Source organism: Saccharothrix obliqua (assembly GCF_019375475.1).
GTDB classification, from domain to species: domain Bacteria; phylum Actinomycetota; class Actinomycetes; order Mycobacteriales; family Pseudonocardiaceae; genus Actinosynnema; species Actinosynnema obliqua.
This window is the reverse complement of sequence record NZ_JAHXGQ010000008.1, coordinates 297163-310457: the sequence shown is the minus strand read 5'-3', so window position 1 is coordinate 310457 and position 13295 is coordinate 297163. Positions and strand designations below refer to the sequence as shown.

Genomic DNA, 13295 nt, shown 5'->3' with positions numbered 1-13295 from the left:
CCCGGCGTCAGATCAGGTGCCGCGAGCCCGTGGTGGCGGGCTGGGTGCCCTCCGGCATCCCGTCGTGCACCGCGCGCCAGTAGCCGGACGCGGGCTCGGCGGTCACCGCCCGGTAGCCGTACCAGCCGTTCATCAGGTAGTCGGCCGTGGTCGTCGTGCGGTCGGACCACGTGGCGTTGTCGGGTGAGAACTGGAGCCTGATCACGATCGGCACGCGCGGCAGGATCTTGCTCGGGATGGCCACCGCGCCGGACAGGCGCACGGCGCCGTCGGCCTGCCGGACGGGGTTGTCGAAGGCCAGTTGCAGCACCTGCCGCACGCCCAGGAGGCCGGTCGTGACGCTCGCGCCCGCGCTCTGGAACCGCCAGTAGCCGCTGCGGTAGGGCGTGACGCCGACGCTGAACCAGCCGTCCGCGCCCGTCGTGGTGGAGGTGCCGCCCCACCGGTCGGTGCAGGCCGGGTCCAGGCAGAGGTCGGCGCTCACGGACCGGCCGGCGAGACCGGTCCACACGCCGGGCGAGGTCTCCTCGGTGAGGCGGCCGGAGATGGTGGTGCTCTGGCCCGCGTCCACGACCGGGGTGGCCGGGGTGGCGGTGATCTGCGTGAGCGGTGACGCCGCGGCGGGTGGCGCGGTGGCGGCTACGAGCAGCACGGCGAGGGCGATGGCGCGGAACACTGTCGGCACCCACTTCCGGTCGGTGACTCCCGTGACACCTGTTTCGGGCGGTGCGGACGGGCCGTTACCGATCTCCGCGCACAGTCCTCTGTGGAGAGTCGGCGCGTTCCCCCGTTGGGCGGCCGACCGCTGGGCCGGGTGCGGAGGGCGTCGAGACCTCCCGTACACGTAGCTGAGGCCGAGCTGTCACGCACCGGCTCCGCGGGACGACCAGACTGGGAACGACAGCCACGGGCCGCCCCGGTGGCGGGGCGACGGGAGCGCGAGGAGCGACGACATCGACACCAAGAGGACGTCGCAACTGCTGCCGGGCGACCGCGCCACGGCACCCGACAACAGCCGCACCGGCATCGTCCGCAGACTCCACCGGTGGGGTTCGGACGGCGAGCCGTGGAAGGTCCAGTTCCAGCGCGGCAGCGTCGAACTGCACCTGCCCCTGCCCGCGGGCCGCCCCCGCCACTGGTTCACCGCCGATGGCGACGACTGCTGGCGCATCACCGACGACGACATCGAACAGGCCGGTGCCGAACACGCGGGTGCCGGTCAGGACGGCACGCCCTGACCCTTCGTCGGCTGCGGCCGTGGCCGCCGTTGGGGTGAACGCACTCGTGTTCGGCACCGCGTTGGTCGCGCACGGCCCCTCGTCCGGGCGACGGTGTCCGCCGCCGTGATCACCGTGCGCCGCGCACGGCGGTAGCGCAGGCACTACCCCGTATCCGGCCACAGGCGGGATCGCCCACCGCGAATAGCGGAAATAGCTTGGTCCGCATGAACACGCACCAGACGAACAAGCGAAACTCAGGCCCGGCGAAAGGGCTGCTGTGGGCAGTGCTGCTGCTGACCGCCGCCGGGAACGCGACCGGGTCGTTCATCGGCGTCGGCGAGACCCCGCGGATGATTCTGGGCGGCGTGGCCGTGCTGTGCATCGTGCTGCTGGTGGTGCTCGCCGTGCGTGACCGGAATTGACGCTCCCGCGGCGCGCGGGGTCGTCCGCCACCCGCCCGGGACCACCGGTTTGCCCTGATGGACGGTCCGGAACCAGCGACGCGGGCCTACCGTGGTGACGGGGACGGGAGGTCTCGGTGGCCGGTGGGCGTGGTGGGAGCACGACCGTGGTGGTCGTCGGTGCTGGTGTGGCGGGGTTGACGGTGGCGAACCTGTTGCACCGCAACGGCGTCGACTGCGTGGTGCTGGAACGGCGCAGCCGGGAGCACGTGGAGCGGCGGCAGCGCGCGGGCGTGCTGGACCACACCGCCGAGCAGGTGTACGTGCGGGCCGGTCTCGACGACCTGCTGACCGGCGTGCCGCGGTCGGGGCTGCTGGAGTTCCGCGTGGACGGCGTGTCCCGCCTGTTCGACGCCGACCGGCACACCGGCGGCCGGACCGGCAAGCTGATGCCGCAGCAGGTGCTCGTGCGGCGGCTGATGGCGGCGTTCGCGGACGGCGGTGGCGACCTGCGGTTCGAGGCGGGTGAGGTGGCCCTGCACGACGTCGACGGCGACCGGCCGCACGTCACCTACCGGACGGCTGACGGCGTGGCGCACCGGCTGGACGCGCGGTACGTGGCCGGGTGCGACGGCTTCCAAGGCGTCAGCCGGGCCGCGGTCCCGCCCGACGCGGTCACCACCTACCGGCACGCCGAGGACGTCGGCTGGTTCACCGTGCTCACCGACTCGCCGCCGCCACGCCACCCGCTGATGGCGCTGAGCAGGCACGGGTTCGCCGCGCACTTCGGCCGCGGGCCGGGCGCGAGCCGCTTCTACCTCCAGTGCCCGCCGGGTGACGACCTCGCGTCGTGGACCGACGAACGGGTGTGGCGCGAGCTGCGGCTGCGGCTGGCCGACCCCGACCTGCCCACCGGGCCGGTGGTGGAGAAGGCGTTGATCGACGCGCGCAGCTTCGTGGTCGACCCGATGGCGCACGGCAGGCTGTTCCTGGTCGGGGACGCGGCGCACATCGTGCCCCCGATGGGCGGCAAGGGCATGAACCTGGCCATCGCCGACGCCGACGTGCTGGCCGGCGCGTTGACCGCCGCGGTGCGCGACGGCGACGACGGCCCGTTGCGCGACTACTCCGCCACCTGCCTGCGCCGGGTGTGGAACGACCAGGAGTTCTCCCGGTGGCTGGGCGAGGTGGTGTTCCACGGCGCGGACCCGCGGACGGCGGGCGAGTTCCGGTGGCGGCTGGCCCGGGCCCGCATCGACCGGATCTTCACCTCCCCGGCCGCCGCGCGGGCGTTCGCGGAGCTGATGGCGGGCACGGTGTAGGGCGGTCGGCAACGCTGGTGCGGTTGATCTGCTGTGATCTCGGGTCTGTGGTGCGAATGCCGGGGTTGACCGACGAGCGGCGGCACGGGGTGAACTGTCGCCTCGCGAAACTTTCAGGAAGCCTGCCTGAAAATTAACGCCCCACCCCACCGCCATCTCCCCGCACCAGCCGGTCCGGTCCTGGAAGCCGCCCCCACGAAACTTTCAGGAAGCCTGCCTGAAAATTAACGCCCCACCCCACCGCCATCTCCCCGCACCAGCCGGTCCGGTCCTGGAAGCCGCCCCCACGAAACTTTCAGGGAGCCTGCCTGATAATTACGCCCCACCCGACCGCCGTCCTCCCCGCGCCGGCGGAGGGTGGGGCGGAGGAGCGAGGACGCCCCCGGCTCGGTGTCGCCCCCCGCCGGCGAGGTGGTCCGGGCCGGGTTCCGGCTTCGAGGACAGCTTCCCGGGGCTCAGGGGTTGACGGCGAGGAACAGGAACGCGGCCATCAGCACCAGGTGGACGCTGCCCTGGAGCCGGGTCGCCCGACCGGGCACCACGGTCAGCACGCTCACCACGACGGTCAGCGCCAGCAGCACCATGTGGGTCGAGCTGAGGCCCAGCAGCAGCGGACCCTCCAGCCAGATCGACGCCACCGCGATCACCGGGATGGTCAGGCCGATGCTCGCCATCGCCGACCCGTAGCCCAGGTTCAGGCTGATCTGGATCCGCTGCCGCAGCGCGGCGCGGCTCGCGGCCAGCGTCTCCGGCAGCAGCACCAGCATCGCGATCACCACGCCCACGAACGACGGCGGGAACCCGGCGGCGCGGACGCCGTCCTCGATGGCGGGCGACTCCACCTTCGCGAGGCCCACCACGACGACCAGCGCGAGCAGCAGCAGGCACAGGCTGGTGATCGCGGCGCGCTTGGTCGGCGGAGAAGCGTGCTCGTCGTTCTCGTCGTCGACCTCTTTGACGCCTTCCGGGGTCACCGGCAGGAAGAAGTCGCGGTGGCGGACGGTCTGGGTGAACACGAACACCCCGTACAGCGTGAGCGACGCCAGCGCCGCGAACGCCAGTTGCGGCCCGGAGAACTCGGGGCCGGGCTGGCTGGAGGTGAACGTCGGCAGCACCAGGCTGAGCGTCGCGAGCGTGGCGACCGTGGCCAGCGCCGCGCCGCTGCCCTCCGAGTTGAACAGCGTGACCCCGTAACGCAGGGCGCCGAGGAGGAGGGACAGCCCCACTATCCCGTTGGTCGTGATCATCACCGCGGCGAACACCGTGTCCCGCGCCAGCGACGCGGCGTCGTCCCCACCGGAGATCATCATGGTCACGATCAACGCGACCTCGATCACGGTCACCGCGACCGCGAGCACCAGCGACCCGAACGGCTCGCCGACGCGCAGCGCGACCACCTCGGCGTGGTGCACGGCGGCCAGCACCGTGGCGGCGAGGACGACCCCGACCACGGTCACCAGCAGCGCCCCGAGGTCGCGTCCCCAGGCCAGCGCGAGCACCACCGCACCCAGCACCGGCACCACGGTCGTCCAGGACAACTGCCGAAGGCGTGACACAGCGATCATGCGGACACCCTGACACACCGGGGGCGACCTCGCGCACCACGGGTAGCCGCGTACCGTCCCGGTTCACCCGGGACCCATGACCGCCGAAGGTACCAAATCACCGGAGCGGGTTCGCAGCGACCCCTTGATCGGTGATCCGCGCCGCCCGACCGCGATCCGGCCAACGGTGGGTGACCTGCGCCGTTGCCGATTCAGCCGCCCGAAGTAGCGGAACGACCCGTCCGAACGAGCACGATGGACACGATTCGACCAGAAAAGTGGCGGCACCGCCCATTTCCCGGTCTCGTTCGGGCGAACACGAAACGCATCCCGGACGTCGAGCGAGGCCGGGCGGACGCGGTCAACGAGCGGTGAGGCACCGCTTGATCTCGCCCGCGATCCCGCGCGGCGTCAGGGTTTCCGCGGCGCCCGCCCACGACCACAGCCCCGCACCACCCGGTGCGCCACCACCCGCGCGGAGCAGGTGGACGCGCAGACCACGCGGCGCGCTGCCGTCCACGAGGTCGTGCACACCGGCCTTCGTCGCCGTGTACCGGGACAACGGCGGCGACGCGCCCGCCAACGACGACAACAGCACCACGCAGCCGTGGTCGGCCATGTGCGGCAACACCAACCGGGTCAGGTCCAGCGCGTGCGCGGCCGACCGCTCGGCTTCCGGCGCGGCGAGCTGCACGAGTCGGCCGATGCGGGTCGGCGGCGCGACGTTGACCAGGGCGTCGATCCGGGCGCAGCACCGGGTGACGGTGCGCACCAGCAGCGCGCGGTCGGCGGCGTCGACCAGGTCGCAGCGCAACCCCAGCCCGCCCGGCAGCGCGGCCACGGCGCCGGCCAGCCGCTGCTGGTCACGACCGCACACCACCACCCGCGCGCCGCGACCGGCCAACCACTCGGCGACGACGAGCCCGATGCCCGCCGTGCCACCGGTGACGACGACGACCTTGCCGCGCAAGGAGTCCACTGAGGAGTCACCCTCTTCCTCCACCGCGGAACGCCCGGAAGAGGTGAATGTGCCACCCACAAGGGTCACGACCGTGGCAGCCGTCGGGCGGCAGCCACAACCATGGACGTCAGGGCCTCGCCAGTCGGCGCCACTTCCCGGGTGGTCGGCCCACGCGCGGACCGGCTGCCCAGCCCGCCGTCCCGACGCTACCGCTGCCCGGTGGCGAGCACAACCGCCCGCGACGGTGTTTCAAAAGCGTCCCGGGTGCACAGGTAATACAACGAGCCTCGACCGCGCGTCGACCCGCACCGGGTCGGCGCGACCGGTCCTGGAACGGCTGGAGGAACCTCGTGCGCGTCGCAATGGTGTCGTTGGAAGAGCAGCCGGCGTCCACCCCGGTGGGTGGCGCCTGCCGCGGCCAGTCCTACCTGGCCGACGTACCGCGCGCGCTGGCCGAACTGGGCCACCGCGTCACCGTCTACACCCTCGACCGACCCGATCCGGTGCCCGACGGCGGGGTGGACGTCGTCCCGGTCGGACCGGGACCCCTGCCGCACAACGGCTTCCGCCCCTCGGCGGCGGTGGTGGCGGCGTTGCGGGAGCGGTGGCGGGAGGACGGCGTCGAGATCGTGCACGCCCACTCGTGGCCCTCCGGCCTGACCGCGATCACCGCGGCCGAGGAGCTGCCCGTCGTGCAGACGTTCCACTCCCTCGGCCCGCACGGCGAGCACCCGCGCGACCCGGCGTCGTCCACGCGGCTGACCGCCGAGCGCCTCCTCAGCCGCAAGGTGGCCCACGTCCTGGCGGACAGCGCCGACCAGTTGGGCGCCCTGATCCGGCTCGGCGGCAACCGGGCCGACATGTCGGTGGTGCCCCAGGGCGTCGACGTCGAGGTGTTCACCCCCGCCGGGCGGGCCGACCGCAAGCACGTGCCGCACCGCATCGCCGTCGTCGGGCCGCTGTGCCCCGAGGAGGGGCTGGACGTGCCGATCGGCCTCCTGCGCGTCCTGCCGGACACCGAGCTGGTGGTCGTCGGCGGCCCCGCGCCGGGCGCCGAGGCCGAGGTGGAGCGCCTGCGGCAGGTCGTCCGGTCGCACGGCATGACGGGACGGGTGCACCTGGCCACCGACGTGCCCAGGTCCGCGCTGGCCGCGCTGCTGCGCTCCTGCGACGTGGTGGTGTGCACGCCGCGCGAAGCACCGGCCGGCACCGGCGCGCTGGAGGCGATGGCCTGCGGTGTGCCCGTGGTCGGCTTCGCGCAGGGCACGCTGACCGACCTCGTGGTCAACGGCGTGACCGGCGTCCTGGTGCCGCCGCAGGACGTGCGGGCGCTGGCACGCGCGTTGCGGGCGCTGCTGTCCGACGCCACGCGCCGCGACGCGTACGGGATCGCCGGCACCGACCGCGCCCGCGTCCGCTACGGCCTCGACCGCATCGCCGCCGAGACGACGCAGGTCTACGAGCGGGTGACGAACCACTCGGCGGTCGACGCCTTCGACCTCACCCCGGCCGCCGACGTCACGCCGGGCTGACACGGCGGTCCGATGTGGAGGTCAGCCGCCGAACGCCTGGAACTCGGCGATGCGGACCGTCCGCGCCACGACCGGGTCGCCCGTGGTGCAGTCGCTGGTGGAGCGCGGGTCGTCGTGGTGCCTGCCCGCGTACGCCGGAGCGCCCGTGCACTGGTTGGTCAGCACCCGGACGGCCAGGTGGGTGGCCGTGGTCGGCGGCAGGGGGAACGACCGCAGGGTCAGGTCCGGTGCGCTGGGCCGGGGCCCGTCGGCCGGGAACGCGTCCGCCCGGCTGGTGTGCACCACGCGGAAGTCGGCGGGCGTGGCACACGTGGCGCCGGTGGTCGTGTCGCAGGCCAGCACCTCGAACCGGCGCAGGGCGGTGAACCGGTTCTGACCGCCGGCGTCGGGGTCCTGGGCGAGCGCGGGCCGCAGCAACGCGCTCACCTGCACCCGGCGGACGACCTGCGGCCGGTCGCCCGCGAGCCGCACGGTGACCGACCTGCCGCTGACCGGAGCCCCGGTGGACGCCCAGCCGGTGGCCTCGGTGTCGTCGATCAGCCGGTCCAGGTTGACGCCGTCGCCGGTGGCGGTCGCGCCGAGCGCGCGGGAGGCGAGGTTCGGCTGCTGGTTCGGCCGGACCGCGGTGCGCTCGTCGGCGGCGACGGTGCGGTGGAACCTCGTCGCGCCATAGCCGTTCGCGACGGCGATGAAGTCGTACGTCCCGGGCACGACCTCCACCGAGTCGGGTAACGGCGTCGTGGGGTCGGTGTCCGCCACCGGTCGCGTGCGGGCCTCGTAGTCGCCGATGTACAGGCGTGTGCCCGGCACGGCGGACAAGCGCACGGTCGCGTTGCGCGCATGGGGAGAGGCGAAGCTCGGTGTCGGGTCTTCGTCGTCCGGTCCCGCGGAGGCCGCGTCCCGGCCCAGACCGCGCTTGGCGAACGCGTTCCACAGCTCGGGCACGTCCGCGCCGCCGAAGCGGACCTCGTCGGCGGCCAGCAGGGCGTCCCGCATGTCCACGAAGCTCACCGCGCCCGAGGCGCTGAGCAGGAGCGCGTCGAACAGCAGCTGCACCCACCGCCGGTTGCCGGGGCAGTCCTCGACGGGCCGCCGCCCCTCCGCGCACGCGCGTTGCACCGCCGGGTTGCCGTGACCGTACTTGGCGATCAGGGCCTGACGGACGTCGAAGTTGGTGGCGCTCCAGATCTCGCCGTCCGCGTGCACCTGCCGGCCGACCAGGTCGTAGGCGACGTTGCTGTAGTTGAGCGGGCTGCGGCTCATGTCGTGGTTGCGGATACCGGTGCGGGCGTCGCCCGTGACGTAGCCGCCGACGACGTAGGGCGAGTCGCCGCGTGGCCGGAAACCGTTCTCGTACAGGTATTCCACGGCGATCAGGTCCGAGGTGGACTCGTTCATCGCGTTGGCCTGCGCGCCGGACCAACCGCTGTCCGGACCGGCGATCAACCGGCCGCTGATCGCGTGGCCGTACTCGTGGGCGATGACCGACATGTCGTAGTCGCCGTCGACGCACGGGCCGTAGAACGCGGCGGGCGTCGCCTGCCACAGGTACATGTTGGTGGTCGGCGGCACGCCGTCGGGCGGGGTGATCTGGTTGGCGTTGTTGCGTGCCGGGAACGACGGCGGAGCGCCGCCCGCCCGTCCACCCGCCTGCGCGTTGCCGCGCTCGGCGTCGCCGCCGAGACCGCCCCGGCCGCCGTTGTCGGCCTGCATGTTCCAGGTCTCCTCGGTGAAGCCGAGGTGGTAGGACCAGTCGTGCATCCGGTTGTGCATGGCGAACAGGTTGGCCAACGCGGCGTCGACGTCGTTCTGCCGCGGCGAGTCGAACACGGCCGGGTCGCAACGCTGGTCGTGCCACTGGTTGGTCCACGGGTAGGTGTAGCGCCGGTCGGCGGCCTCCGCCGCGGTCCGGGTGCCCACCGTGCCGCCGGCCAGGTCGTCCCACTTCTCGGTGGCACGTGCCGAGTTCCCCGCGGACGTGTGGCTGCCGCGCCCGCCGACGAGGTCCCAGGCGGCACCGCGGTCGGCGGTGCCCACGGCCCGCTCGCAACCCCGCACCCGGACCGAGCACCACCGCACGCGGCTGTCCCGCGACGAGTAGTCGGCGGGCGGGTTGGCCGGGAACACGTCCCACTCGGCGTGGTCCGCCGGGTCGTCCGCGCTGTGGTCCACCAGGTCCTCCCGGACCAGCAGCCCACCGGTCCGCGCGTCGAGGTAGCTGGTGTGGCCGGTCTCCGCGCCCACCCGCACGACCTGGTACGCCGCCCGCGCCGGACCGCCCGGCACCGGCACCGCGCCGAGCCGGACCCGCGCGGCCCCGTCCGGCCCGGCCGCCTGCTCCGGCGTGAGCGCAGCGGGTTCCGGGTCGGCCTCGACCGGGCTCAGCGACGAGCCGACGTGCACCACCGCCCCGTCGCGGACGCCGAACGCCGCCAGGCCGTCCAGCAACGCGGGCGCCGTGCCGAACCGCTGGCGCAGCAGCACGTACGAGCCTCGCCCCATCGGGCGGCTCACCAGCACGTCCATCGCGTCGACCCGCTGGGGCGACAGGCCGAACACGTCGCTGTTGGCGACCAGGTAGGCACGCGCCACGGCCACCGGGTCACCGTCGACCCGGGTCCGCGTCGACGCGTGCGGCACCAGGGTCGCCGGGGTCCCGTACCGGTTCCACCGGACCACCGCGCCGCGCTCCGCCGCCAGCGCCCGCTGCCGCTCGGTCGGCCGGACCGCGCCCGGCCGGTGGTCCACGTCGCCGTGGTCGGTCGTGTCGCCCTGCACGACCGGTGTGCCGCCGACGACCGGCGCGGCCACCGCCGTGCCCGGGTAGTCCAACAGGCTCAGCGCCAACGCACCGGTCGCGGCGAGCGCGCTCGCCCGCCGGAAAGCCCGTCCCCGCATCAGCACGCCTCTCTGCGAACCCACCTCGTGGTTCGAGCTTTCCGTTCGCCCGCAACGGGAAGCTAGGCCCGTTCGTACGGGCCGCCCACGGCCGGCCGGTCCCGGGCCGATCGGCCGTCCGGGATGCCGTCGACCACGTCCTGGATTTCACCGGTACGGGATCAGCCCACCCGTACGGCCGCCGCCTCGCTGCTCGTTCGGCCTCGGCACGTGGCGGTTGTGTCATCGGTCCGCCGGACAGGTGACCTCCGATGGGCACAGGCGCTGACGTGGTGTCACCGACCGGGCTGGAGGTGGCCGCCGGCGTCGTGCACCGGAAACCGGCGTGTGCTTGGGTTGCGCGCCGTGATCACGCATCGAGGTGTGCAGTCCTCCGCACGACAGGGAACGACATGGTTTCGCGCCCGCGTCCGCAGAGCGGTGGACAGCGAGCGGTTCCAATCGGTGGTCATCGCCGTCATCGTGGTGAACGCGGTGGTGCTCGGCTGCCAGACGTCCGACGCGTTGACCGCCCGCTTCGGCGACGTCCTCGACCTGCTCGACCGCGTGGCGCTGGCCGTGTTCGCCGCGGAACTGGCCGCCCGCGTCTACGCGCACGGACCGCGGTTCTTCCGCAGCTCGTGGAACTGGTTCGACTTCGTGGTGGTCGGCGTCTCGCTGCTGCCGCTGGGCGACGGCATCTCGATCCTGCGCGCGCTGCGCATCCTGCGCGCGCTGCGGATCGTGTCACTGGTCCCGAGTATGCGCCGGGTGGTGACGGCGTTGGCGAAGGCGATCCCCGGCATCTGCGCGTTGGCCGGCCTCCTGGCGTTGCTGCTCTACGTCGGCGGTGTCATGGCCACGACGTTGTTCGGCGAGCACAGCGCGCGGTTCGCCGACCTCGGCACGACCGCCCTCACGCTGCTCCAGATCACCACGGGCGACAGCTGGTCGGAGGTGATGCGCGAGGTCATGCAGGACTACCCGCTGGCGTGGGTGTTCTTCCTCGGCTACCTGCTCGTGGGCACGTTCACCATGCTCAACCTGTTCATCGCCGTGGTGTGCAGCGCGATGGACGCCGAGCGCGGCGAGGACCGCGTGCCGCCGCAACGCGCCGAACGGGACTCCATGACCACCGCCCTGCTGGACGAGGTGCGCGCCCTCCGCGAGGACGTCCGGTCGCTGCGCGGCTCCGAGCACACCTGAGGTGCCGCGTCACCGATCGCCCGGACGGCGGGCGAGCACGCCACGCAACCGGAGGCTGTTCGTGACCACGAGCACCGACGACAACGCCATGGCCGCCCCCGCCACCAGGGGGTTGAGCAACCCGAACGCCGCCAGCGGCAGCGCCGCCGCGTTGTAGCCGAACGCCCACCAGAGGTTGCCCCGGATCACCGCCAGGGTGCGGTTGGCCAGCACCACGGCGTCCGGCACGGCGTGCAGGTCGTCACGCACGATCACGACGTCCGCCGCCTGCGCCGCGACGTCGCTGCCACGCGCGAGCGCCATGCCCAGGTCGGCCGCCGCCAGCGCCGGGCCGTCGTTGACGCCGTCACCCACCATCGCGACCCGGTGCCCCCGCTCACGCAGGTCCCGCACGGCCGCCGCCTTGTCCGCCGGCCGCACCTCCGCCAGCACCTCGCGGACGCCCACCTCGTCGGCCACCGCGCGGGCCGCCGACCACCGGTCCCCGGTCAGCAGCACCGTCCGCAGGCCGAGGTCGTGCAGGCGGCGCACCGCGGCGGCGGCCGACGGCCGGACCTCGTCACGCACGGCGATGCCGCCGACCACCGCGTCCCCGCGCGCCACCAGCACACCGGTCGCCGTGCCGATCCCGGCCAGCCAGTCCAGCGCCGCGCCCGGCACCGCCACCCCGAGTTCGGCGAGCAGCACCGGCGTGCCGACGACGACCGGCACACCGTCCACCTCACCTCGCGCGCCCGCGCCGACCAGCGCCCGGAACCCGACGACCGGCGGCAACGGGCCGTCCGCGACCGCCACGACCGCGGCCGCCACCGGGTGCTCGGACGCCGCCTCCACCGCGCCCGCCCACCGCAGCACGTCCGCCTCGTCCGCGCCGAAGCCCACCACCGCCACGACGGCCATCCGGCCCGTGGTGACCGTGCCCGTCTTGTCCAGCACAACGGTGTCCACCGCGCGCGTGGCCTCCAACGCCTCCGGTCCCTTCACCAGCACGCCGAGGGATGCCGCGCGGGCCACGCCCACCATGAGCGCGGTCGGCGTCGCCAGACCCAGGGCACACGGGCACGCGATGATCAGCACCGCCACGGCGGCCGTGAACGCGTCCCGCGCGCCGTGCCCGGTCACCAGCCACCCCGCGAGCGTGAGCGCCGACAGCACCAGCACGACCGGCACGAACACCGCGCACACCCGGTCCACCACCCGCTGCACGTCGGCCTTGCGCTGTGCCGCCTGCTCCGCCAACGCGCTCATCCGCGCGAGCTGCGTGTTCGCCCCGACCTCGGTGGCACGCACGACGATCCGCCCGGCGACGGCGACCGTGCCGCCCACCACCCGGTCACCCGGTCCGACGTCGACCGGCACCGGTTCCCCGGTCACCGTCGCGGTGTCCACGGCGGACGCGCCGTCCACCACGACGCCGTCCGCGGGCAGGGCCTCCCCCGGTTTCACCACGAACCGGTCGCCGACACGCAGCTCCACCGCCGGGACGGGTGTCTCCACACCGTCCCGCAGCACGCGCGCGTCCTTCGCGGCCAGCCGTCCCAACGCCGTCAGCAGGCCCACCGCGCTGCGTCGCGACCGGGTCTCGAAGTACCGCCCGGCCAGCAGGAACGTCGTCACGCCCGCCGCCACGTCCAGGTAGATCGCGTCCGCGCCCGCCGCCGTGGCGCCGAACCCCAGCCAGTAGCCCGGCCCGGACGCGCCCGCCACCAGCGACCACACCGCCCAGCCGAACGACGCCAGCACGCCCAGCGACACCAGCGTGTCCATGCTCGCCGAACCGTGCCGCAGCGTGCGTGCCGCGGCGCGGTGGAACGGCCAGGCCGAGTACGCGACCACAGGTGCCGCGAGCAACGCGCACAACACGTCCCAGCCGGGGAACCGCAGCGACGGCACCAGGGCCAGGCTGATCGACAGGTTGCCCAGCGGCACCGCGAGGACCGCCGCCACGACGAGCCGCCGGCGCAGGTCCGCCACGGCGGCGGTGTGCGCGGCGTGGTCGTCCTCGGCGCGGTGACGCACCCGCGCGTCGTACCCGGCGCGCCGCACCTCCGCCACGGCATCGCCCGGTGCCATACCCGGCGGCAGGTGCACGATGGCGCGTTGGGTCGCGTAGTTCACCGACGCTCGCACGCCCGCCATCCGGTTCAGCTTGCGCTCCACGCGCGTGGCGCAGGCCGCGCACGTCATGCCGGACACGGCCAGTTCCACCGGTTCGGCCACCACGACGCTCAT

9 protein-coding genes are annotated in these 13295 nt (G+C 73.7%); 4 read left to right on the top strand and 5 right to left on the bottom strand.

What is annotated here, in order from left to right:
* Positions 1 to 7 precede the first annotated feature (7 nt).
* Positions 8 to 676, bottom strand: a complete 669-nt coding sequence (locus tag KZQ38_RS25055; RefSeq protein ID WP_219445034.1) for a hypothetical protein — start codon at positions 674 to 676, stop codon at positions 8 to 10.
* Positions 677 to 1444: 768 nt separating this feature from the next.
* Here KZQ38_RS25055 and KZQ38_RS25050 point away from each other — a divergent pair.
* A complete protein-coding gene (locus KZQ38_RS25050) occupies positions 1445 to 1642 on the top strand; it encodes a hypothetical protein (protein ID WP_219445033.1) in 198 nt (65 codons plus the stop codon).
* Positions 1643 to 1788: 146 nt separating this feature from the next.
* The gene (locus KZQ38_RS25045; RefSeq protein WP_308258582.1) at positions 1789 to 2943 is read left to right on the top strand and encodes a 4-hydroxybenzoate 3-monooxygenase; all 1155 of its coding nucleotides are present in this window, start codon (positions 1789 to 1791) and stop codon (positions 2941 to 2943) included.
* 455 nt (positions 2944 to 3398) lie between these two features.
* Here the strand turns inward: KZQ38_RS25045 and KZQ38_RS25040 are convergent, their stop codons facing one another.
* Complete coding sequence (locus KZQ38_RS25040) at positions 3399 to 4508, bottom strand: calcium:cation antiporter (RefSeq protein ID WP_219445031.1); 1110 nt, start codon at positions 4506 to 4508, stop codon at positions 3399 to 3401.
* 340 nt (positions 4509 to 4848) lie between these two features.
* Positions 4849 to 5466 carry an SDR family NAD(P)-dependent oxidoreductase gene (locus tag KZQ38_RS25035; RefSeq protein ID WP_219445030.1) on the bottom strand — a complete coding sequence of 206 codons (618 nt, stop codon included), beginning with the start codon at positions 5464 to 5466 and terminating at the stop codon, positions 4849 to 4851.
* 332 nt (positions 5467 to 5798) lie between these two features.
* Between KZQ38_RS25035 and KZQ38_RS25030 the strand changes: the two genes are divergently transcribed.
* Positions 5799 to 6980: a glycosyltransferase gene (locus KZQ38_RS25030; protein ID WP_219445029.1), complete on the top strand. Its 1182-nt coding sequence runs from the start codon at positions 5799 to 5801 to the stop codon at positions 6978 to 6980.
* Between the two features lie 21 nt (positions 6981 to 7001).
* On the opposite strand, the gene KZQ38_RS25025 is transcribed toward KZQ38_RS25030, so the two are convergent.
* On the bottom strand, positions 7002 to 9902 hold the full coding sequence (locus tag KZQ38_RS25025; protein WP_308258581.1) for a M36 family metallopeptidase: 2901 nt from the start codon (positions 9900 to 9902) through the stop codon (positions 7002 to 7004).
* Positions 9903 to 10322: 420 nt separating this feature from the next.
* On the opposite strand from KZQ38_RS25025, the gene KZQ38_RS25020 reads away from it, so the two are divergent.
* Positions 10323 to 11063 carry an ion transporter gene (locus tag KZQ38_RS25020; protein WP_308258580.1) on the top strand — a complete coding sequence of 247 codons (741 nt, stop codon included), beginning with the start codon at positions 10323 to 10325 and terminating at the stop codon, positions 11061 to 11063.
* 9 nt (positions 11064 to 11072) lie between these two features.
* Here the strand turns inward: KZQ38_RS25020 and KZQ38_RS25015 are convergent, their stop codons facing one another.
* The gene (locus KZQ38_RS25015) at positions 11073 to 13295 is read right to left on the bottom strand and encodes a heavy metal translocating P-type ATPase (protein ID WP_219445026.1); all 2223 of its coding nucleotides are present in this window, start codon (positions 13293 to 13295) and stop codon (positions 11073 to 11075) included.